The sequence below is a fragment of the Lactiplantibacillus fabifermentans DSM 21115 genome, from assembly GCF_000498955.2.
GTDB lineage: Bacteria > Bacillota > Bacilli > Lactobacillales > Lactobacillaceae > Lactiplantibacillus > Lactiplantibacillus fabifermentans.
In genome coordinates, this window is sequence record NZ_AYGX02000079.1 from 18,917 (window position 1) to 40,002 (window position 21,086).

Genomic DNA, 21,086 nt, shown 5'->3' on the forward strand with positions numbered 1-21,086 from the left:
AAATTAGTAATAATAAAAACGGTAATGATTATGGGCGTGTGCCCCCGTAACCATTACCGTTTTTTGTTGATTTGATACGTTTAGAAAACTGCCGGCCGTCATCTAATTAGAACGTCGCTAAGCATATTTTAACCTTATTTTAATTAATTCTGCTATAATAACGCATCTGCTGTTGTCGGTTCGGCTACGAAAGGACGTGTTGGCAATGAAAGTGATGTTAGTTGTTGAAAACTTGGTGATGGATGGCGTCAAACGGGCGACGACCGTGCTCGGTAATGCGTTGAGTACGCAAGCGGCGGTCACCTTTTATGCTTTGGCCCAACCACCGGTATTTTTTAAGTTGCAAGCACCGTTAATCGTGGCGCCCCGGCCAGCTGATGCGACGATTAATAACTTTTTTGGGACCCGGCCGTTAGAAAAATATGCTATTCAGATAACTGATTTGATTGCCACACTACGAAACCAAAAGACGGATACCGTCATCTTGCCCGGTGGCTTATTGACCAGCTTTGCCCCGGCCATCAAGGCGGCGTTACCCAACTTAAACGTCATTGCTTGGATGCACAATAATGTGAACACTTACTTGAACCAATATTATGTCGGTATGCAGACGGAATTCAAATTAGGGTTAATGGCAGCTGATACGGTGGTCGTGTTGACGGATTACGATTGGGAAGGGTATTCCAGATTTAATCCGCATACGGTTAAGATTTATAATCCGTTGACCTTGCGACCGGCTGAACAGCCTGCCGATTTACGACAACATACACTCGCCTTTACCGGGCGGATTGATTTACAACATAAAGGGGTCGATTACTTGGTTGCACTTGCTCGCGAATTACCGAGTGACTGGCGTTTAGCGATTGCCGGGAGTGGTAAGCCCCATGATATGGCCACGTTCCACCGCTTAGTGGATGAATTAGGCGTTCAAGACCGGATCATCTATCGGGGGGCCTTACAGGATGTCGCCTTGCAGCAACATTATCGGCAAGCTTCGATTTTTGTCATGGCGTCACGGTGGGAAGGGATGCCACTAGTCATCGGTGAAGCGATGGCCATGGGCTTGCCGGTGGTCTCAATGTGGAATACGGGTTCCGCCGAATATTTACAAGATTCGCAGTACGGCGTTTTAACGCCGGCTCAAGATATTTGGGGCTTGTGGCGTGGACTTTGGCCATTGCTAGCACACATTAAACAACGTGAGTATTATGCCCAACAAGCCTTGTTGCGTAGTCAGGATTTCACGTTGGCTCGCATCGTTCACCAGTGGTGGGGGTTATTGACACAGCAGTACTTACCGCAAGTCATTATTCAGTCTACGAATGATGATGCTGATTTGATTGGTTGAGGGCCTGATGCCGTAACCAGAGGGGCTTGCTGAAAAGGATAGCACCCAGAAATAAACCTACAATACCGATGAGTGAGGCCCAGATCGACCCGCGACTATCTTGAAAATTGAAGTAACCCGCCACGATGATAAATAAGCCTAACCAAAAATCATTATTTTTATAAAAAGGCATGATTGCCAACTCCTTTTTGCCGGTAGCATACGACCAACGTGCTGGGAATGCGACTGACAAGTTTTCTTTGGTTAATAACTAAACCAGCCTTTTGAAATCGAAATTTCAAAAGGCTGGTTTTTTGGTGATGTTTAGTTGGGTTCAACGTCAAAAACTGCTGGCAACGGGGCATTAACCGTGACGAAGTCGTCACTGAAAGGTAATTGTAACAATAATTGAATAGCATGTAAGAATAAGCGGGAGTTGCCACTAGCCAGTGAGTCATACAGTGGGTCGCCGATGATGGGATGGCCATTAGCGGCTAAATGCACCCGCAATTGATGGGTGCGCCCGGTTTGTAAGTCCAGTTTTACCAAGGTATGCTGACTACCAGTTTTGATAACTTGATAGTCAGTGACCGCACTTTGGGCGTCCGGCGTATCAATCCAGCGCTTGCGTTTATCGGTGGGGTGATGCCCAATCGGATTAGTGAATTGGCCACTCGGTTGGTCAAAGTGGCCACGAACCCACGCGTAATACGTGCGATGAATCGATTTGTCACTAATTAGGCGGTCCAAAATAGGAACTACAATCGGATTTAAGGCGACTAACATCGCCCCTGACGTCATTTGGTCTAATCGGTGTACCATGTAAGGCGCTTGATGTTCCGGCGCTAAATAGGCCGCTAAATGGTTTAATACCGAACCGACTTCTCCGGGTTGATTCGGATGAGCCTTTTCACCAGCGGGCTTGTTGACGACGATTAAATCTGGCGTTTGATATAAGATTTGGACGGTCGCTGCACTATCTGGCAAGTAGTTAGAAGTAGGCGTCCGAAAGTCACTTTCAATAAAAGTCAGCGTTAACTGATCATTTTCATGAACGACGGTTGCAACCGAGGCCGGTAAGTCGTTGACCAAAATTCGATGACCTTGCCGCAACTGGCCCTGAATTCGTTTGGGAATCAGCCAATGTTTCAAACAGTCCCGGACCGTCCAATTATTTAAGTTTGCTGGAATCACGAGTTGTTTGGTCCAGGTCATAAAAATACTCCTTTAACTAAAAAAATAGTGCGGTTAACCGCACCATTTAAAGCTATTATTGTTCTGGTTTAACGATTAAAACATCACAGATGGCATTGCGGCTAACATAAGTCGTTACGGAACCGACCATTAAGCGTTCAACCGCAGAGAGACCGGTCGACCCAATCATGATTAATTGATTGTGGTGATCCGCTGGAAATTCACGGGCAATGACCGTTTTCGGATTCCCAAAACGAACGTGCATTTCAACGTCGGTCACACCAGCGTCAATCGCTTGTTGTTTCAATTCTTCGAGTCGTTTTTGAACGTCTTCGGATAACTTATAAATGACATCACCGCTGACCGCACCGCCATACGTGTCGCTGAATTGGTTAACTTCCAAGACGTTTAAGATGTCTAAATGGGTGTTATTACGTTTGGCTACTTCAATGCCGCGCTTTAAAACTTCTTCGGTTACCTTGGAGCCGTCGACTGGTACCAAGATATTTTGATATTGTTGTAACATAGTGGTTACCCCCGTTTGATATGGCTAGTTAATACTTTTATTTTAGCATTAATTGTAAAAAGTGTAAGCCTTTTAGTTTATAAGTTAACGGGGATGGCTGCGATTTTTTAACATTATGTTTTTTATGTGGGAAAGAATTTTGAAGTTTTTCTTAAGCGAAAACGTAATAATTGCAATGGATGGCTAGGGAAAATCACCGCTTGATTTATAATCAAATTTAAGTTTTAGGTATGAAGCAATTTATCAAAATAATTTTGAAAAAACACAGCTTTTAGTTAGTGTAGCAATCGATGTAACCGTTGTCTTTTTAAAAGCGTTTCTTAAATTGATAACTTTTATTATGAATAAATTAGTGAACATATATAATAAAATCGTTTATAAAATATTATTAATAAAACGATAATGAGTTATCTGAATTGAATGTAAGAAGTCAGAATGCTAACATTAGTCCTGTAACAGCAGTATCGAAAACTATCCAAGAATTCTTGTCGCTCTGTCACATACACATTCAATCACAGATTTGGGGAATTAGAATTGAAAATGGGAATGACGAAAGTAATTGCTTCATTGATGTTAAGTACCGCTTTGTTGCCGATGATGAACAGCAAAGCGGCGACGGAAAGCTCGGCACCGGCACCAGCAACGAAAGCCGCGTCTACTTCAAGTAGTGCCAGCAGCGCCAATGCACAAAGTCAAAGTTTAGGATCAACGACTGCGGCCAACGGAAGTCGGACTGCCAGTACACCAGCTACGAGCGGAAGTGCGAATGCTGCCAGCAGTAGTTCCAATGCGGTTGCTAGTTCAGCACCCGCGACATCGCAAGCGGCCAGCCAAAGCAGTAGTGCCAGTGCTAGCCAAAGTTCAAGTCAAAGTAGCAGCCAAAGCGTGAGCCAGTCAGCTAGCAATGCGGCAAGTTCAGCCACTAGCAGTAGTAGTGCCGCTACTAGTGCCACCAGCGCTGCCGACAGCGCGACTGCAACTGAAAAACAAGCGGCTGCTAAGCGCGCAACTTTGAGCGAAGACCACAGCTTAGGACCTGGTTTTTATGATATGCATGCCTTTATGGCACGGTCAGCCGCGGATACAACGGGCTTCTTGACTTCAATCAAGTCCGGGGCCATTGCTGGTTGGCGTAATCATAAAGTATTACCATCAATTACGGCTGCGCAAGCGATTTTAGAAAGTGGCTGGGGCCGCTCAGAATTGTCAACGTTAGGCAACAACTTGTTCGGGATTAAGGGGGACTATCAAGGCCAATCGATTGCCTTTAAGACCCAAGAATTCGTCAACGGTCAGTATATTACGATTACCGATAACTTCCGTAAGTACCCTAACTGGGCGGCAAGTGTGGAAGATCATGGCGCATTTTTAAATGTTAATCCACGCTATAGTAATTTACTCGGGGTGACTGATTATCAAAAAGTCGCGGCCTTGTTATCACAAGATGGCTATGCAACCGCACCGGATTATGCGGCTAAGTTGATTGAGATTATTAACGAATACAATTTGAATGCTTGGGATACTGAAGCAATCGGTAATAATAATACGACAACGCCAAGTAATCCCGGCAATATCAGCACCGCGCCAAATACCAATCAAAACAATAACAACAATAATAATGCTAGCCAAGGTGGTTCTTATACGTTCAAGACCGCCACGAATATCCGCAATAGTGCTAGTAAAGGTGGCCAAATCGTTGGTAGTTATGACGCCGGCCAATCCGTGCGTTACACCGGTAAAGTCAATGCTGAAGGGTTAACTTGGCTCCAATATACGTCATATTCAGGCAAGACCCATTATGTGGCGATGAGTGGTGACGATGTGGCGGCAACGACGCCAACCCCCGCACCAACGCCGGCGCCAAGCGAAACTGTCGTGGCGACGAGTGGGTCATATCGCTTCACTGCGGCAACTGACATTAAATCAGCACCTAGTGTGGGTGCCGCAACTTTAGGGACCTACAATGCTGGCGAGACCGTTTACTATAACGGCAAAGTAACCGCTGAAGGCCGCACTTGGCTCCGTTATTTGTCTTATTCTGGTAGCGCACACTATGTCGCTATTAGTGGTGGCAGTACTGGCGGCGGCAGCACACCAACGCCAAGTCAACCAAGCGTCACGGCGACGAGTGGGTCGTACCGGTTCACGGGAACGACAGCCATTAAGAGTGCGCCAGATAATAATGCGGCCACGGTCGGTACATACTATGCCGGCAATACGGTGTACTATAATGGCAAAGTGACGGCTAACGGGCAAACTTGGCTGCGTTACCAGTCATATTCTGGCGCCATGCACTACGTTGCGGTTGGCGGCAGTGGTAGTAACGGCGGCAACAGCAATGCCAGTGCGAATGTTATGGCGACGAGTGGGTCGTATCGCTTTACCGCCACGACGGCGATCAAGAGTGCGCCAAGTAATAGTGCCGCAACGGTCGGTACTTATGACGCTGGTTCAACGGTTTACTATAATGGTAAAGTCAATGCGGATGGTCAAACGTGGTTACGTTATCAAGCTTATTCGAGTGCCACCCATTATGTCGCGGTCGGCGGGAGTAGCGCTACCAATAACGGTGGCAGCAATGTGAGTGCACAAAGTGGGGCGTTCCGCTTCTCGACCACGACCCATATTCGGACGGCGCCAAGTACGAGTGCATCAATTGTTGGCCGTTACTATCCCGATGAAGTCGTTTATTACAATGGTAAAGTCCAAGCCGATGGGTATACTTGGCTGCGTTATTTAAGCCGTTCTGGCGCGACCCATTATGTAGCTGTTGTTGACTAAATTTTCAAGCATATCAATTGTGATTTAAGCGCGTCGGTTTTATAATCTAGTTAGTAAGATGAATAGCGATTACGACCGCTATTAACTTCAGGCAATCTGGTTGCTTAAGCAGCTGGGTTGTTTTTTTGATGTCGTTGCAATCGCTTACATTGTGTGATATATTGGATTCATCGGAAGAATCTGAGGTCAGTAACAAAACGTTACCCAGTTGTTGTAACAAACCCGTCAAGTGATAGCTAGTGCAGTAAACAGCGTTTCCGCTAATTTCGGATAACCAACTGACCAACTCCCATCTATTGATGGCACGCAGATTTCCATGGAGAACGGATTGCCGCCAATCAAAAACGTTCAAGGATATGGATTGTGAAGCAGTGATGTTACGGGATGAAGAATCCCTACTAAGCCATTTTCACTGGTTCTTCCAAAACGGGGCTCACATGGTGAGCTCTTTTTTGTTTCCTGCGGTATGATTAGAGTAACTTAAAGCTGAGGAGTGATTAAGAGATGTACTATGTTTCGATGCAAGATCATGAAATTGGTCGTAATTTGGCGACCGAACAATATTTGATGAACAATGTTGAATTTGATGAACCATTAGTTTTGTTCTATTATGAAAAACCATGTATCATTGTAGGCCGCAATCAGAACACGTTGGAAGAAATCAACGCGGATTACGTGCGTGAACACGATATTACGGTTACTCGCCGCCTGTCTGGTGGGGGGGCAGTTTATCAAGATCTCGGTAACTTATGCTTCAGTTTTGTGGTGGATAGTGACAGTCAAGAATTTGGGGACTTTAAAACTTTTACGGCCCCAATTATCGAAGCCTTGCACGAAATGGGGGCAACCACGGCCAATGTCAGTGGGCGCAATGACTTATTAGTCGACGGTAAAAAATTCTCTGGTAATGCGATGTATTCACGCAATGGGAAAACTTTCTCACATGGGACTTTAATGTTGAATGTTGATTTAAATGTCGTACCTCAAGCTTTGACCGTGCCAACGGATAAAATTGCTTCGAAAGGGATTAAATCCGTGCGGAGCCGGGTCACTAATTTACGGCCATTTTTATCACCAGAGTATCAAAATATTGAAGTGCCTGAATTCCGAGACACGTTACTTAAAAAATTATTCCATGTGACAGACTTGGCCGAAATTGCGGACAAGGAATATCACGTGACCCCCGAACAACAAAAAGCTATTGATAAAATTTATGAAGACTATTATGCTAATTGGGATTGGGTCTATGGTAAATCACCAGAATTCTCAGTTAAACGGCGTAAACATTTTGATATGGGAACCATCGATGCACGGCTACAAGTTGGCGATGGTCATATCGAAAATATTAAATTCTACGGGGATTTCTTCGGTAGTGGCGACGTTCATGACATTGAAACAGCCTTAACCGGGCTGCGGTACGATCATGATGAAATTGCTAAAAAATTAGCACCACTTGATTTAAACCGGTACTTCACTGGTATTGATCGTCAAGCCATTATTGATTTAATCGCCCAATAATAGGGGTGATTGGTTGAAACTCACACGCTTAGTCGCATTTGCGTTAGTATCCTTTTTTTGTTACGGTATCGTCAATTGGATGATGTCGACCTACCATTTCCATTTACAAACGACGCGGTTATCGACCGCCGAAATGTGGCAAGGCTTGTTGATTGCGCTTGTCTTGTACTTGGTCGGTATTTTAGCAATTTATGTCAATCGCATGTTAGGGTTTTATGTGTTGGGCCTGGTGCTAATTATTTACTCACTGGGACTAATCAGTGCCTTAATGTCTGGCTATCAAAGCGATGCAGCCATGGAAATCAAATTAGCGCTGGAAGTCATTGTGGCGATTGGGCTAGTTTTGAACTTTTACACGCTAGTTCTATTAACGCGTGAGCGCCACCAAACTAAGTAAACGAGGGATAATATGCAACGAAACGTACAAGCTTTTATTGATGAAGTTACGGCCGAACAGGTCACCCAAACGACGCTAGACGCCGCTTATGACCAAGTTAGCGCGCAAGTGGGCACTTGGTTAGGCCAGTTATTGGCGGCGGTTAACAACGACGCCTTAGCGCAAGCTACGTTGACCACGACGCACGAACCCGCCATCAGTTTTCGGCTAGAAACGAGTGTCATTAATTTGCCATTAGCAAATTTAACCGAAATTGGCAAAGTGACCGACGCCGAAGCAGACATGCCAATCAACATTTACATGATTGCCGAATCCGAAGCTTTACCATCGGGTTTGCGGATTGATGAATTGGGCAGTGTGGACGATGTCGTCGCGGACGTCGCCGGGGCGGAAAAGTTATTAACGACTTGGCTAACTGGTCAAATCGAACGCTTGAATCAAATTACCGAAGCGGCAGAATAACCAAATTTTTACATGGAATCAATGGGAACTTTACATTGGTCAGTTATGATATAGAAGGTATCAGAGCCGATACAATCACACCAACGGAATCACTGCTGCGGCAGTGATTTTTTTGTCATTAACTTGCATTCGACGGTAAAAGATGATAGGGTAGTTGATGCGATGAGTCGATAGAGTCAGATCATCAGTGATGATGGTTCCGCGCGAGCGGCTAGTGACTAATATTGATAGCGGGATGCGTTTTTCTGCGGGATTGCAGAGTGTCTGGGTCACTGACATTGTGGAGTGTCACCCCTGCTGGTTTCGGCCAGTACCGTGATTAAAAGTCGGTTGAACTACTTCGGTAGCTCGGCCGACTTTTTTTGTTTGTGAAAATCGTGTAAAGTTTGTATATAATACTGGGAATTGTTGGTAAAATGACGCAACTAAGCGTATGGTTAAGTTAGCATCAAGACCATTAATTTTGGGGAGTTGATTAGTTATGAAAAAAACGATTATTACCACTTCATTATTAGTAGGCATTGCAGTTTTAGGGGGCGGCTATTACTTCTGGCCGCGGAACACTCAGTCGACATCAAGTGCGACCCAAGCAATGTCGGAATCCGTTGCCAGTCAACAGACGTCACATTCATCAACTGCGAAGTCTGCCGCTAAAAAAGCGACGACTAAGCACGCTGCCAAAGCCGCATCTACCACGGGTACGGCAACTTCAACGACCAGTGCCGCCGTTTCAAGCAGCCAGCGTAGCGCTAAATCGTCCCAAGCTAGCAGTCATCAGGCAGAGTTAGCGGGGACCACCAGTGTTTCTGGCACCTCAAGTTCAAGAAGCAGTAGTAGCAGCAGTTCGTCAACCGAAGCCCCAGTCAATGACCATTCCAAGGTCAAGGCCGCGACGAACTTGACGACGGATCAAGTGAATAACTGGGTCTTTGAACAAGTTGCTCCCAAGTATCAAGTTAGTGTGACTAAGAATGACTTTCTGTTCAATCAAGCGACCCACAATGATGGTCTCGTTTACGTGGAAGTCTATGAAAATATGAACGACGAGGTATCACATTTAGTTGGGCGTTATCGAATTGATAGCCATGGCGCGTTGGAACAACAACAAATTAATCAAGGCGCCGATGTTTGGGCCGTTGTTTCTGCCGCCTATAAATAAAAAAAGTTTGACTTAGAGTGTACTTTAAGGATTATGCTTAGTGGGTAAAAGTTGCTAAGCGTGAGTTTAGCGGAATTAAGCACCCCCCATCGCCGGAAACGATGGGGGTTTTTAAGTTCGGAATTGTAACCGCCTTCTTGCGTCGCTAATTAATTTCAGGCATACTGGAAGGGACCATTAGTAAATGAACGATGCGAGGTAATTAACATGGCAAAAGAGAAAAATGAAAAATATGATGAAGACGACAAACGACTCGGCCGCGGGATTTTAATCGCTGCCAAGTGGATTGCCATCGTGGCCGGATTAGTTGGGCCGTTTGTGATGATGTATAGTCATGACTGGGGGCTAAACCTCGGGACGATTAGTGTTATCTGTGGTGGGGTCGCGTTATGCTTCGGCCCCACCGGCCGTACGGCGGGCGGTCAATGGCTGGCGTTACTGGAAACGTTAGGAGTCGGTCTGCTAGTATTGGTTTATTATGTGCTGATTTTGAAGTTTATTCACTTTTAAAAAGTAGGGACTAACCATGACAAAAGGAATCAAAAATTTAAGTTTATGGCTGATGTTAGGGACCGGGCTCATTGGGCCTTGGATTATGCGTTTCATTAATTTAGAAGTCGGCTTAGCCGTGGGCATTGTAGCAGTCATTGCCGGACAATTTTATTTCGACAGTCGCTGGCCCAAATCACCTTGGCACCAGTTATGGGTCTTAGGCGCTTGGATTGGCATGATTTGTGTCGAAACCGCCTATTTCTGGCTCGTTAGTCGGTTGTAGCGGTTCCTTTTAGTAGTTGGTTATTGCCGCAATTGGCTGACCGTAATGCCATCGTCTTGGGACCGGTCCAAGCCTGAGGAGCGGTCTTGGACTTCGCTTTTGAGCCTGAAAAGCAAGTCTCAAAAGACGTCCTGAAAGTGGTGTAAACGGGCAAAAAACGCCCGTTAACGTCACTTTCAGGACGATTCCATTACGGTCAGCCAATTGCTAATCTCAGCTCACTTTCAAAACAAAATTAAGTGTATGAAATTGTGGCTGAATATTTTTGATGGCAGTTAAGCCAATCAAAAATAACCATCAATAATCTACTTTAAGAAAGAATCGGTTGTAACTAAGGGGGATGTTAGAAAAGATATGCGTAGGCAGAACATGTCTGTGACACAAGTCTACAAACGTTGACCTCCAGCAAGCTATGGCTTAATGACACTTATTATTTGAACAGTACGACTAAGGGGTCACCACTATTTAATATACTAGTGGCGACTCCTTTGTTGGCTCTGAATAATAGTCGTAATCCAGCTGGAGGGCAGCAGTAATGGAAGTCGCTGTGCAAGTGGTGTTAATGCCGGTGATTTTCCGACATTTACAGCACCGACATCTTTGGAGATTGGCGAACTGTGCCAAGCTTCAAAGTGAGGTGAGAGACCGCTTTTTGGCTCGAACCGGTCGCCACTGCGACTGGAATTACTGCTGACCGGAAGCGACAATTAATCCGCATCTGGATGTCAGACTCATTTCGGCTTGTTAACTAAAAAAGTCCGCCGGCTGACGGTTACGTCAGAGGGGGACTAGTTAGTTTACGTCAAAGTTAATTAAGGTTGATCGGTATAAACTTCGTGGTTAACGACTTCTTCCATATTGGAAGGCACGAAGCTATCAACTTTGTGGTTGATCAAGACGTCGGCGTAGTGGTCGACTTTGCGATTGATTGTTTTGAGATGATTTTGTAAGTCGTTTATTTCACCCAAGGTCCGCTTTTGCTGGGCCTTCATCATTTCATAACGTTCTGGAACGGTCTGTTCGCCTTCTTGAACGAGGTCTAAGTAATGCTGGATGCGTTCGACGGGCATCCCCGTTGAGCGCAAGCAAATGATAATGCTGAGCCATTCTAGGTCAACGTCTTCAAAAATCCGATTGTTGTTTTCATCACGCTGCACAAACGGTAACATACCATGATCATGGTAGTAACGAATGCTGTACGTGGAAACGTTCATTTTCTTGGCCACTTCTTGAATTGTATAGGACAACTCGAACCCTCCTTGGAAAAATGCCACAATTAATGGTTGTTATTGGGCTGAAAAGCCCGCCAACAACCAAATTAACATTTCAAACAAATATATTGCATTACAGTAACTATAAGCATTTATCATAATAAAGTAAATTAATAAGTTTTATATTTAATCATAAATTTTGAAACAAGGGGATTGCCTTCAAGTAAGACGAAGGTGCTATGCTCTTATGTAAGTCAGGAGGTGTTTTTAATGCAACGATATGCTTTACAACAAACTGGTCATGATTTTGAACCAATCACGCCCTGGGATACGAATCCGCAACCTATTTTAACCCAGCTTAAGGGGCGTGATGATGTGGATTTATTAACATGGAATCCGCATCAAGATATGAGTGAGATTTATCCCCAATACGATCTCGCCAGTTTGGTCGAACGGGTGGATGGGACGCCGGTCGCTAAGTTAATTGACCAACTGTCAGGCGTGTTAACGGCGTTAGCTTTGCCTAGCAGTGACCAGATTCAACAACAATGGTATTTGGTCGGCGACTTAGCAGCGCTGACGCACCCGGGATTAATTAATACGGCGGCGGCGTTACTTAGTTTAACGGTGGTGGCATTAAAAACACCGCTCCTAACGCCCAAAGCAGTCGTTAGCCGGAAGTTACACAGCTTGGCCAATCAAGCCCGTTGTTGGTTGTTAGCGGCCAAGGTGACGGATTTACAATTAATTGCGACGCCCGCTGCTTTGACGAAATTATTACAACATTTGTTGGCGCAAACCGCGGTATTGGATAATTGTAGCCCGACGAGTCGAGCCGTGAGTGGTGAGTTAGCTCAAGATGCGTATTGGCTCAGTTTGGTGGATGATGCGACGTTTGATGTGACGCAATTAAACAGTCCCGTGGCGTGGTCGCTATTGCGGGCGGCGCATTTGGAAAATAATTTAAAATAAAGCTGGCCTTCGTCTTAGTGGAAGGGCCTATAATTAAGATAAGCTTATGGAATGTGTGAACTATTGCACAGTTAGTCTAAACATGTTAACGTATAGCAAGTCATAAACTGTTCATGACAGTTTGACGTAATTAGACTAACTATAGAAAGGAGCGACCGTTCAAGATGTGGCATTATGATGATTCTGTTATTCAGTTAGATTTGGGTCGGCGTTCAACGACGACGCCCCGACGTGCAGTCACGCGGACTGGGCGCGACCATTACTTGGCCTCGCAACATCAAATTCTGCAACACCGTTTGAATCAATTAAGCGCTGTTGAAACGGCCACCCCCGCCATTGAAGCCGAATTAAATGAGATTCGGCGGCAATTAGATTTAGTTGGTTAGGAGAGTGGATTACATGTTAATCAAGTACTAATCGTCGAGCAACTAACGGCGATTTTTTTGTGCACAAGAATAGTTGACGACTGCTGGATGATTAGAGTAAGATGAAAATATCATTAAAAGACATGTTGATGAGAAGAGTAAGTCAGAGTGTGAGCGACAGGAAGCCGTCATAACTGAGAAGCGGTGCTCGCTAACTGACTGAAGATGAACTCGGAATGCCTAGCGACGGTTGTGAAGCTGTCCTAGCGGTACTGGCCGTTACCCCAGAGAGTTGGCAACAACTCGATAAGTTTAGCAAGGTGACTTGTTATTAAACTTGGGTGGTAACACGCGATCGTCGTCCCAGATTAGATTCTGGGGCGGCTTTTTTCGTTGTTCGCAAATCAGAAAGAGGTTGAGATTATGACTAATAAACAAACTTTACATATTGAAACGTTATTGGCGCAAGCTGGCAATCGGACTGACGATGAAAAAACGGGCGCAATCTCGGCGCCGATTTATTTATCGACGGCGTATCGTCACGCGGGTTTAGGGCAATCAACCGGTTTTGACTATCCCCGCGAGGCCCAACCGACGCGCTGTGTCTTAGAAGCGACGTTGGCCAAGCTCGAAGAAGGGGTGGCTGCCTTTGCGCTTAGTTCGGGGATGGCCGCTATCCAACTCGTGTTTACGCTGTTCAAAAGTGGCGATAAAATTATTGTGTCGGATGATCTCTATGGCGGTTCCTACCGTTTCTTCGATTTATTACACGACCATTATCAATTGGACTTTGCCGTGTGGGATGGGCAGGACCAAGCGGCGTTAGCGCAATTAATCGATGCAAAGACGGTCGCGTTGTGGTTGGAAACACCGTCCAATCCGACGATGAAAGTCATTGATATTGCCGCCACCGCGGTGACTACTCACGCCCATCACATTAAACTCATTGTGGATAACACGTTTTATACGCCGTTGATTCAAAAGCCGCTGACGCTCGGGGCCGACATTGTCGTGCATTCGGCCACGAAATATCTCGCCGGGCATAACGATATTTTGGCCGGCGCAGTGATTGCGAAACAGCAAACGGATGCGGACCAACTCGAATTCAATCTGGTCACGACCGGGGCAGTCTTAGATCCGTTTGATGCGTGGTTATTGTTACGGAGTTTAAAGACTTTGCCGTTACGGATGTGGCAGCATGAAGCCAACGCCAAAGTGTTAGTGCAAGCCTTGCAAAGTAATCCCCATGTGGATAAAGTATTGTATCCCGGCCGCGGTGGCATGATTAGTTTTTATTTAGCTGACGGTGTGGATGTGGATAAGTTTTTACAAGCGTTGACCGTTATTTCATTCGCCGAGAGTTTGGGTGGCGTCGAGAGTCTGGTGACGGTCCCAGCCGTCCAAACGCATGCGGATTTAAGTGAGGCAGCGCGCGCGGCGAAGGGCATCACCCCGAACTTATTGCGGTTATCCACCGGGATTGAAGCCGCGGTGGATTTGCAAGCGGACTTAACCCAAGCACTAACTAAGGCCGCACAGTAGACAAAACACTTTACTTACTAAAAGTATGTGGTAAACTTGAGTCATTGGAAGAGTTCGTTATGGGGCTTGCTGAAACTAGTGGGAGCTGGTAAGGTTAAAGCACGATAACAAATGAGATTAATGGAGGCATTCAAATGGCAACAGCAACTTTGAGTAACGAAGAAATTCGCGAACGGATTAAAACTGGTAAACACATGTTATTCTTCACGGCGGATTGGTGCCCAGATTGCGCCTTTATCAAGCCGGTAATGCCTGACATTGAAGCCAAATACGATCAATATGATTGGATTACGGTTGACCGTGACGCCAACATCGACATCGCCCAAGATATGGGTGTGATGGGGATTCCTAGTTTTGTCGGTATTGAAGACGGCGAAGAAATCGGTCGTTACGTGGATAAGTTCCGCAAGACGCAAAAACAAGTTGAAGATTTCTTAGATACCTTAGAAAAATAATAAATTTACGCGCTAATCGTTGGCTATCACTGACGATTGGCGCTTTTTTATTTATTTGCCCGCTAATTTTTGCTACACTATTAACTATTAATTCTGGAAATGGTGATAAAAATGACAAGCAATGTATTTGAAGATGTCGTCGTTCGCGAGATTAAGCTGGACGACTTGCCGGTGCTGCACGTCTTTGCAGCCAGTCAAGCGCAAACGAAGCTGCCAACGATTATTGACTATCACGGTTGGACCACGCAAACGTCGTCCGAACTCGTTGCTAGTTATCAACTCGTCCGGGCCGGGTTTCGAGTAATCTTACCCACGGCTTATTTACATGGGAGCCGCAATGACGGGACTGATTTGGACCGTCATCCGGAGCACTTCTGGTCCATCGTCGGGCATTCGGTAGCGGAATTTCCACGGTTAGTGCAAGCGCTAGTTACTGCGGGCATTAGTGATCCAGCTCGTATCGGGGTCATGGGGACTTCCATGGGTGGGATTACCGCTGCGGGCGTGATGGCGACGCAACCCGACGTCGTGGCCGGAGTTTCGTTGATTGGGTCCCCTGAACCGGTAGCGTTTGCTAAAGACCAGGTGGCACAATTACCAGCTGCGTTACAAGCTAAGCTCCCAGCGGATTTATTGACGCAGACTTACACGCAATTAGCGTCCTTCGATTTGTCACAACATGCTGACCGGTTAGCTGGTCGCCCAATGTTTTTCTTCAACGGCACGGCGGATACGATGGTGCCGTATAAATATGTCCACGACTTTGAAGACCGCTTTGCCGCTACGCCAGCGTTAGCGCAGACGACATTCAAACATTTAGATGGCGGAGTCCATCATGTTCCACATAAGATGCATGAAGCCGCGGTTAATTTCTTACATGAACACTTAATTGCGACTAACGAGTAGGGACGTTTTTCAGTCACCAACTTATCATTCAAGCAATCGTCATCATTTTTGGTGGGGATTGTTTTTTATTGGTAGTGAATTCAATGTGTTTTTGATATTATGAGGTGATGGTTTAGGAATCGGGGGGGATTTTATGTTATTAGGTGTGACGTATTATGGTGATATGATTTACATTGCTGTTAACTTCATCATTGTGATCGCATTGGGATATTTGATAATCAAATGGGTGTTGAAAAAATGGGGCCAGAAAAATCGAAAGTAGTTTGTCATCCTTCGGCAGCTTTTAATGATGCCGAAACGAACCGTTACCTTTTGGAAGTGGCGGTTCATTTTTTTGTCTTGAATGGTACTGGAAAACACTGGTTTGTATGAATTGTGTAAAGGACCTGTTCAAATCCTGTAAAGTCAGTAGTGATGCCAGCATGGCCGTGGCATAATTGAACTATTGAAATGGTGGGGGAGAACTATGGGGAAAGTTTTAGCAATTATACCGACATTTGGCTTAATGATGACATTGATATACGGTCTTGCCTTGACGTTAAATGACCAAAATGGGGGCGAATCTTGGTTAGTGTACAGTATCGTCGGTCTGGGCGTCTATGCCTTCTTTGTACTGGCGATGGGCACCTTAGTCAAGGCCGCTAACGGCGAACAACATGTGTATGGCCGTGATGAACAACTTTATTTTGGCTACTTTGTGGTCATTTTAGCCTTGGTTGTTTTAGTAAGCATTTACTTCATGGCACATAACTGATGAAAATTTAAAGGTATTCAACAAAACAAGCGCCGGACTAGCTCAGTAGGCTAATCCGGCGCTCGTTTTTTGCGATTTCTAATTGATTATTTAATTAAGTAGACGGCGTCGTGAATCAAATCAAAGTGCCGATAATGGGCATTTAGCTGGTCGACGGCGGGGTTGTCCAAATAGGTTGCTTGGTCCCAAAATTGTTTGGAACCCGTTGCGCCGTACTTTTCACCGATACAAATTAACGTGACATCGTTGGCGTTGGCACGGATGGCTTGCAGTAAGTCCCAATCCATCGTCAACTTGTCGGGTGACCAAGCCATGATGACATACTTGATTTGGTCGGCGTACTTGTTGAACGCGCTGACCGCATCTAAGCCTTCAATATTAGTGACTGGTTGCTTACCGGTTTGATTATGGGCTTCTTTGGTCCAGGCTTTGGAATCCGTCGTGATGATGGTTTGACTGGGGTGTAGGCGTTTTAACCCCTTCGAAATATAACCGTTACCGGCCATGACTTCTAAAACAGGGGCTTGGCCGACAAAGTCCGCGAGATCTTTTAGGAACGGCGCACTAATGTAGGCCCACATGCCGTAGCGGTCTTCGATATAATCACGGAAATCGCGCAGCAACTTGTCGACTTTGGGTAACGCCGCGGAAAGTTGATTCCATTCGGCATCACCTTGTGGGTCATCCATGGCATAGGTGGTGTTGATACGCTGGAATAATTCGTCTTGAAAATCATCGGGGACTTGTAATTCAGGTAATTGTTGCGGCGCCAACCCGGCTGCTAATAAGCGGTCTGCTTCTAAGACATTGTTGATCAAGACTAATACTTTCTGGTCATTTTGAAATAAATCCCGAAAATGTAAGAGTTGGTCGATATACGGGGCGGTCGCATTTTTTTTGACCTGCTTTTTTAATTGTTTGAGCTTTTTGGGATTCATAAATACTCCTAGTTATCAAAATGTAAATCAAGTTCTTCTTGACCAACCGGATCAGTGGTCGTGCGTTGTTGCCGGCCGTGCAAGTAACCATCCATCAATTGAAATAATTCGTAACGGTCTTCGCTCGAAAGCTGTTCTTGATTAAAAGTCAGTGGTTTGCCAGATAAGAAGATGCGGCCTAAGTCGTATTCTTCTTGGTCGGCGCGGCCGGATAAATAGTCGGTCGTGACGTGGAAAAATTCGGCGAGTTTGCGAACTTCTAAATAAGATGGCGTCCGTAAATTCCGTTCCCAATTACCAATCTGAGCGGGCGTATTTTGGCGACTCGTTAAGTCGGCATCTGGGAGGTCGTTCAACGCATCAGCCAATTGACTAAGCGTTAGTTTTTTCCCACGGCGTAAGGCGCGTAAACGTTCAGGAAACATATGCTCACATCCATTTCTTATAATAATGGCGCAGATAAGGCCATAAATTCATCAATATCGCGGCGAATCAAGCTAACGCCAGCGAGCCAAAAATCAGGTTTGGTTAAGTCAACGCCGAGGTGTTTTTTAGCCAAGGCTTCGGTCGACATGTTGGCCGTGTCCCGAAGTAACGCGATATATTGGTCTTCAAAGTGGTCACTCTTTTTTGCTTGCGCGTAAATCCCTAAGCTGAATAAGTAGCCGAAGGTGTATGGAAAATTATAAAATGGCACATCACTAATATAAAAATGTAACTTGCTGGCCCAAAACATCGGATGATATGTGGTTAAAGCATTGCCATAAGCGTTTTTTTGCGCCGTCAGCATTAGCGCTGATAATTCATCGGGAGTTACTGGATGTTGTTGTCGTTCACGATAGAAACTCGTTTCAAACAAATAGCGAGCGCGAATATCTAAAAACATCGCCAGCGGATTTTGCATCTTGGCGTCGAGCAAATTGAGTTTAGCCGGCGTGCTTTTGGCCGCCTTAACGTTGGCATCGGCGACGATGAGTTCGGCAAAGGTCGAAGCCGTTTCCGCGACATTCATCGTATAGTCTTGGCGCCAAAATGGCAAATCTTTAATCACGTCGGCGTGAAACGCATGGCCGAGTTCGTGGGCCAAGGTGGCGGTATCGTTGGGCGACCCAGTGAAAGTCATAAAGATGCGAGATTCTTGCGTTTCCGGCAAGTTATCCATATAACCGCCGGGACGTTTATTCGGCCGATTTTCCGCTTCAATCCAGCGATGTTCAAACGCATAGCGCGCTAAAGCGGCCATCTTCGGACTGAACTTTTGAAAGTTGCTTATCACAAATTCGGCCGCTTCGTCATAAGTTTGCGTATTCGTCGCGGCGCCTAAAGTTAAAGGCGCTTCGACATCTTGCCAGTCGAGTTGCGTTTTGCCCATTAAAGCGACTTTGCGTTGTAAGTATTTCAATAACATTTCTTGATGGTCAGCCACGACTTGATACATCGTATCTAAGGTCGCCCGACTCATGCGATTGAGGTCTAATGGTTTGCGTAAGAAATCGGTGGTGCCATGGGCCTGATAGTCTTGCAAACGAAAACCAGCGAGATGATTTAAGGTATCGGCAAAGGGGGCGGCGTGGTCCGCCCAAGTTTGTTCCCAATTGGCCATCAAGTTGGCGCGTTGTTCGTTCGGCATGTCGGCGGCCAACATGTTTTGTGCTTGGCCGGCTGATAATTGATGGGACGTGCCGTCAGCGTCAATATAAGTAACGGTCAATTCGTTCACTAACGTATCGTAATGGTCACTCCAACCTTGAAAGCCATCAACGGCTAAGTTGTTAATCAAGGCTTCCGTTTGATCATCTAATAAGGCGAGACCCTGTTTGCGCATCTCCGTTAAATTAAAGGCGACGGCTTGTAAGTCGGGCTGTGCAATAATGGCGGTAAACGTGTCCGTTGGCAAGGCCACTAAGTGCTTCTTGAATTGGGTCATCAACTGTTCAATCTGATTGTCGAGTTGATACAACTGATTTAAGACGGTATTGGCTTTGGTGTTGCGGGCATCCGCTGACTGAATGGCGACGACGAAAACTTGGCATTGTGCCAAGCCGGCTTGCAGGCGTTGTAAGTCGTTAACGATTTGGACGAACCAATCAAACGCCGGGGTATCTGCATCGGCGCGCCAGTTGGTTAAAGTGGCTTGAGTTTCCTTTAATTGTTTTTGGATGGTGGTTATTTTAGTTTGTAAGGCGGGTGAATCGATGCCACCAGGGAAAATCGACTCTAAATCCCACGTTTCTGAATAGGACATCACGGCACTCCTTCAAATGTGGTCTAGTTATCTCTAATTATAAACGTTATTATGACAGTAGTGGCGAAATTTTGTCGAATAAAAATCAATGAGGGTGGCAGGATGAAAAAATGGTGGGTGACGCTCGGCGTCATTGTGGTGATTGTCGTTGGTGGGTTAATCGGTGCGGGCAGTTATTTTTACCATGTCGCGATTGCCCGTGGCGATAAAGCCTTCGTCACACAGAGCACCACATTATCGAAAAAAAGTCAGGTTTATCGCGAAAAGTATTGGTACTTGCACGTTAAAAAACAAACTTGGACCATTAAATCGCACGACGGGTTGAAACTAGTGGCGTGGTATATTCCCAAAAAAGGGTCGACCAAGACCGTCGTCTTAGCGCATGGCTTTGCGGGGAATAAGTCGCTTATGGGCGCCTGGGCGGGCATGTATCACGAATTGGGCTATAACGTACTGGCAATGGATTCCCGGGCATCCGGGGCCAGTGCCGGCCGCGCCATTGGATATGGCTGGCTCGAACGGCGTGATGATTTACAGTGGGCTAAAACGGTGCTCAAGCGCACCGCCACCAAGCAAATTGTCATGAGTGGCATCAGTATGGGCGCCGCCGGCATGACGATGGCGAGTGGCGAGCAGCAACTGCCTCAAATCAAAGCTTATGTGGTCGACAGCCCGTACACGAGTGCCAAGGCGATTATTAGTTATCAAGCCAAGCAATTATACAATTTACCGGCGTTTCCACTCGTCGATGTCACCAGCGCCATCACGAAGCTACGGGCCGGTTACACGTTTGGTGAAGCCGATGCCGTCAGTCAGATTCGCAAAAATAAATTACCGATTATGATTATTAGTGGTACCAAGGATGACTTTGTTCCAACTAAAATGGGCAAGACGTTATATCGTAACGCCAATCAGCCCAAGGAACTCTGGCTCGTCAAAGGTGCCGGGCACACGACCGCCATCACGCAGAACTATGCCAAATACAAACAGCACGTCGCTGACTTTTTAGCGCAATATGTAAAATGAGTGGTTTGCTATTGCCGCAATTGGCCGACCGTAATGCCATCGTCCTGGGACCGGTCCAAGCCTGAAAACCGGTCTTGGACCTCGCTTTTGAGCCCCAAGCCCAGGTCTCAAAAGACGTCCGTGGTGTAAACGGGCAAAAAACGCCCGTTAACGCCACTTTCAGGACGATTCCATTACGGTCAGCCAATTGCTGATTTCAACTCACTTTCAAAACAACACTAAGTATATGAAATTATGGCTGAATATTGATGTCGGTACCGTAAGTTCGCTCAAAAGCATGCCGAACTAACGCCACTTGCACGGCGGTTGCTATTACCGTTGTCGCCTAACTAATTGAGTTCTGGATATATAAATGGCGCGGCTAAAATTTTAGTCGCGCCATTTATGTTGGTTATTATATCTGATGGGATTGTTTTAGATTGGACCAGCTGTTACGGTAACTTGAATTATGGCTAGTAGACGGATGAAAAACAATGTCTATGGTAGATTGCAAATTTAATCCGAATTTTTGGACAAATTGTTCAGCATAACCT

At 45.8% G+C, this 21,086-nt stretch carries 22 protein-coding genes; 15 read left to right on the forward strand and 7 right to left on the reverse strand.

Annotation, left to right across the window (positions count from 1 at the left end; translation table 11 throughout):
• Positions 1–205 precede the first annotated feature (205 nt).
• Positions 206–1,348 carry a glycosyltransferase gene (locus tag DY78_RS07025; RefSeq protein ID WP_024624445.1) on the forward strand — a complete coding sequence of 381 codons (1,143 nt, stop codon included), beginning with the start codon at positions 206–208 and terminating at the stop codon, positions 1,346–1,348.
• Here DY78_RS07025 and DY78_RS07030 read toward each other — a convergent pair.
• The 3 genes from DY78_RS07030 to DY78_RS07040 all read right to left on the reverse strand — a co-directional run bounded on the left by DY78_RS07030 (position 1,317) and on the right by DY78_RS07040 (position 3,047).
• Positions 1,317–1,520: a hypothetical protein gene (locus DY78_RS07030; RefSeq protein WP_024624444.1), complete on the reverse strand. Its 204-nt coding sequence runs from the start codon at positions 1,518–1,520 to the stop codon at positions 1,317–1,319. The genes DY78_RS07025 and DY78_RS07030 overlap by 32 nt on opposite strands.
• 131 nt (positions 1,521–1,651) lie before the next feature.
• Entirely contained in the window at positions 1,652–2,542 is an 891-nt protein-coding gene (locus tag DY78_RS07035) for an RluA family pseudouridine synthase (RefSeq protein WP_024624443.1), read from the reverse strand.
• 55 nt (positions 2,543–2,597) lie between these two features.
• Positions 2,598–3,047 (reverse strand): universal stress protein, encoded by a 450-nt coding sequence (locus DY78_RS07040; protein ID WP_024624442.1) that lies wholly within the window; start codon positions 3,045–3,047, stop codon positions 2,598–2,600.
• 534 nt (positions 3,048–3,581) lie between these two features.
• Between DY78_RS07040 and DY78_RS07045 the strand changes: the two genes are divergently transcribed.
• From DY78_RS07045 to DY78_RS07075, 7 genes are all read left to right on the forward strand, one after another.
• On the forward strand, positions 3,582–5,828 hold the full coding sequence (locus DY78_RS07045) for an SH3 domain-containing protein (RefSeq protein WP_024624441.1): 2,247 nt from the start codon (positions 3,582–3,584) through the stop codon (positions 5,826–5,828).
• Between the two features lie 504 nt (positions 5,829–6,332).
• Positions 6,333–7,346, forward strand: a complete 1,014-nt coding sequence (locus DY78_RS07050; RefSeq protein ID WP_024624440.1) for a lipoate--protein ligase — start codon at positions 6,333–6,335, stop codon at positions 7,344–7,346.
• A gap of 13 nt (positions 7,347–7,359) precedes the next feature.
• Positions 7,360–7,743: a hypothetical protein gene (locus DY78_RS07055; protein ID WP_024624439.1), complete on the forward strand. Its 384-nt coding sequence runs from the start codon at positions 7,360–7,362 to the stop codon at positions 7,741–7,743.
• Between the two features lie 12 nt (positions 7,744–7,755).
• Complete coding sequence (locus DY78_RS07060; protein WP_024624438.1) at positions 7,756–8,205, forward strand: hypothetical protein; 450 nt, start codon at positions 7,756–7,758, stop codon at positions 8,203–8,205.
• 481 nt (positions 8,206–8,686) lie between these two features.
• Positions 8,687–9,364 (forward strand): hypothetical protein, encoded by a 678-nt coding sequence (locus DY78_RS07065; protein ID WP_024624437.1) that lies wholly within the window; start codon positions 8,687–8,689, stop codon positions 9,362–9,364.
• A 207-nt stretch (positions 9,365–9,571) separates the two neighbouring features.
• The gene (locus DY78_RS07070) at positions 9,572–9,874 is read left to right on the forward strand and encodes a hypothetical protein (RefSeq protein ID WP_024624436.1); all 303 of its coding nucleotides are present in this window, start codon (positions 9,572–9,574) and stop codon (positions 9,872–9,874) included.
• 16 nt (positions 9,875–9,890) lie between these two features.
• Entirely contained in the window at positions 9,891–10,139 is a 249-nt protein-coding gene (locus DY78_RS07075) for a hypothetical protein (protein WP_024624435.1), read from the forward strand.
• Between the two features lie 812 nt (positions 10,140–10,951).
• On the opposite strand, the gene DY78_RS07080 is transcribed toward DY78_RS07075, so the two are convergent.
• A complete protein-coding gene (locus DY78_RS07080) occupies positions 10,952–11,386 on the reverse strand; it encodes a MerR family transcriptional regulator (RefSeq protein ID WP_024624434.1) in 435 nt (144 codons plus the stop codon).
• Between the two features lie 234 nt (positions 11,387–11,620).
• On the opposite strand from DY78_RS07080, the gene DY78_RS07085 reads away from it, so the two are divergent.
• The 6 genes from DY78_RS07085 to DY78_RS07110 all read left to right on the forward strand — a co-directional run bounded on the left by DY78_RS07085 (position 11,621) and on the right by DY78_RS07110 (position 16,344).
• Entirely contained in the window at positions 11,621–12,322 is a 702-nt protein-coding gene (locus DY78_RS07085; protein ID WP_024624433.1) for a hypothetical protein, read from the forward strand.
• 164 nt (positions 12,323–12,486) lie between these two features.
• Positions 12,487–12,708, forward strand: a complete 222-nt coding sequence (locus DY78_RS07090) for a hypothetical protein (RefSeq protein WP_024624432.1) — start codon at positions 12,487–12,489, stop codon at positions 12,706–12,708.
• Positions 12,709–13,110: 402 nt separating this feature from the next.
• Positions 13,111–14,229, forward strand: a complete 1,119-nt coding sequence (locus DY78_RS07095) for a PLP-dependent transferase (RefSeq protein WP_024624431.1) — start codon at positions 13,111–13,113, stop codon at positions 14,227–14,229.
• A gap of 134 nt (positions 14,230–14,363) precedes the next feature.
• The gene (locus DY78_RS07100) at positions 14,364–14,684 is read left to right on the forward strand and encodes a thioredoxin family protein (RefSeq protein ID WP_024624430.1); all 321 of its coding nucleotides are present in this window, start codon (positions 14,364–14,366) and stop codon (positions 14,682–14,684) included.
• A gap of 111 nt (positions 14,685–14,795) precedes the next feature.
• Positions 14,796–15,590: an alpha/beta fold hydrolase gene (locus tag DY78_RS07105; RefSeq protein ID WP_024624429.1), complete on the forward strand. Its 795-nt coding sequence runs from the start codon at positions 14,796–14,798 to the stop codon at positions 15,588–15,590.
• Positions 15,591–16,056: 466 nt separating this feature from the next.
• Entirely contained in the window at positions 16,057–16,344 is a 288-nt protein-coding gene (locus tag DY78_RS07110) for a LasU family protein (RefSeq protein WP_024624428.1), read from the forward strand.
• 86 nt (positions 16,345–16,430) lie between these two features.
• On the opposite strand, the gene DY78_RS07115 is transcribed toward DY78_RS07110, so the two are convergent.
• Genes DY78_RS07115 through DY78_RS07125 form a run of 3 tightly spaced genes read right to left on the reverse strand, consistent with a single transcriptional unit; the run spans position 16,431 to position 19,527 of the window.
• The gene (locus tag DY78_RS07115; protein ID WP_024624427.1) at positions 16,431–17,282 is read right to left on the reverse strand and encodes a hypothetical protein; all 852 of its coding nucleotides are present in this window, start codon (positions 17,280–17,282) and stop codon (positions 16,431–16,433) included.
• 8 nt (positions 17,283–17,290) lie between these two features.
• The gene (locus tag DY78_RS07120) at positions 17,291–17,707 is read right to left on the reverse strand and encodes a helix-turn-helix domain-containing protein (protein WP_024624426.1); all 417 of its coding nucleotides are present in this window, start codon (positions 17,705–17,707) and stop codon (positions 17,291–17,293) included.
• Between the two features lie 17 nt (positions 17,708–17,724).
• Entirely contained in the window at positions 17,725–19,527 is a 1,803-nt protein-coding gene (locus tag DY78_RS07125; protein WP_024624425.1) for a M3 family oligoendopeptidase, read from the reverse strand.
• A gap of 102 nt (positions 19,528–19,629) precedes the next feature.
• Between DY78_RS07125 and DY78_RS07130 the strand changes: the two genes are divergently transcribed.
• A complete protein-coding gene (locus tag DY78_RS07130; protein WP_024624424.1) occupies positions 19,630–20,553 on the forward strand; it encodes an alpha/beta hydrolase in 924 nt (307 codons plus the stop codon).
• Positions 20,554–21,086: the final 533 nt, after the last annotated feature.

Excerpts from the sequence above, each read along its gene's own strand:
- DY78_RS07040 (WP_024624442.1), bottom strand. The coding sequence starts at position 3,047 with ATGTTACAACAATATCAAAATATCTTGGTACCAGTCGACGGCTCCAAG.
- DY78_RS07105 (WP_024624429.1), top strand. The coding sequence starts at position 14,796 with ATGACAAGCAATGTATTTGAAGATGTCGTCGTTCGCGAGATTAAGCTG.
- DY78_RS07025 (WP_024624445.1), top strand. The coding sequence starts at position 206 with ATGAAAGTGATGTTAGTTGTTGAAAACTTGGTGATGGATGGCGTCAAA.
- DY78_RS07095 (WP_024624431.1), top strand. The coding sequence starts at position 13,111 with ATGACTAATAAACAAACTTTACATATTGAAACGTTATTGGCGCAAGCT.
- DY78_RS07050 (WP_024624440.1), top strand. The coding sequence starts at position 6,333 with ATGTACTATGTTTCGATGCAAGATCATGAAATTGGTCGTAATTTGGCG.
- DY78_RS07120 (WP_024624426.1), bottom strand. The coding sequence starts at position 17,707 with ATGTTTCCTGAACGTTTACGCGCCTTACGCCGTGGGAAAAAACTAACG.
- DY78_RS07070 (WP_024624436.1), top strand. The coding sequence starts at position 9,572 with ATGGCAAAAGAGAAAAATGAAAAATATGATGAAGACGACAAACGACTC.
- DY78_RS07065 (WP_024624437.1), top strand. The coding sequence starts at position 8,687 with ATGAAAAAAACGATTATTACCACTTCATTATTAGTAGGCATTGCAGTT.
- DY78_RS07035 (WP_024624443.1), bottom strand. The coding sequence starts at position 2,542 with ATGACCTGGACCAAACAACTCGTGATTCCAGCAAACTTAAATAATTGG.
- DY78_RS07030 (WP_024624444.1), bottom strand. The coding sequence starts at position 1,520 with ATGCCTTTTTATAAAAATAATGATTTTTGGTTAGGCTTATTTATCATC.
- DY78_RS07060 (WP_024624438.1), top strand. The coding sequence starts at position 7,756 with ATGCAACGAAACGTACAAGCTTTTATTGATGAAGTTACGGCCGAACAG.
- DY78_RS07115 (WP_024624427.1), bottom strand. The coding sequence starts at position 17,282 with ATGAATCCCAAAAAGCTCAAACAATTAAAAAAGCAGGTCAAAAAAAAT.
- DY78_RS07090 (WP_024624432.1), top strand. The coding sequence starts at position 12,487 with ATGTGGCATTATGATGATTCTGTTATTCAGTTAGATTTGGGTCGGCGT.
- DY78_RS07130 (WP_024624424.1), top strand. The coding sequence starts at position 19,630 with ATGAAAAAATGGTGGGTGACGCTCGGCGTCATTGTGGTGATTGTCGTT.
- DY78_RS07110 (WP_024624428.1), top strand. The coding sequence starts at position 16,057 with ATGGGGAAAGTTTTAGCAATTATACCGACATTTGGCTTAATGATGACA.
- DY78_RS07125 (WP_024624425.1), bottom strand. The coding sequence starts at position 19,527 with ATGTCCTATTCAGAAACGTGGGATTTAGAGTCGATTTTCCCTGGTGGC.
- DY78_RS07085 (WP_024624433.1), top strand. The coding sequence starts at position 11,621 with ATGCAACGATATGCTTTACAACAAACTGGTCATGATTTTGAACCAATC.
- DY78_RS07075 (WP_024624435.1), top strand. The coding sequence starts at position 9,891 with ATGACAAAAGGAATCAAAAATTTAAGTTTATGGCTGATGTTAGGGACC.
- DY78_RS07100 (WP_024624430.1), top strand. The coding sequence starts at position 14,364 with ATGGCAACAGCAACTTTGAGTAACGAAGAAATTCGCGAACGGATTAAA.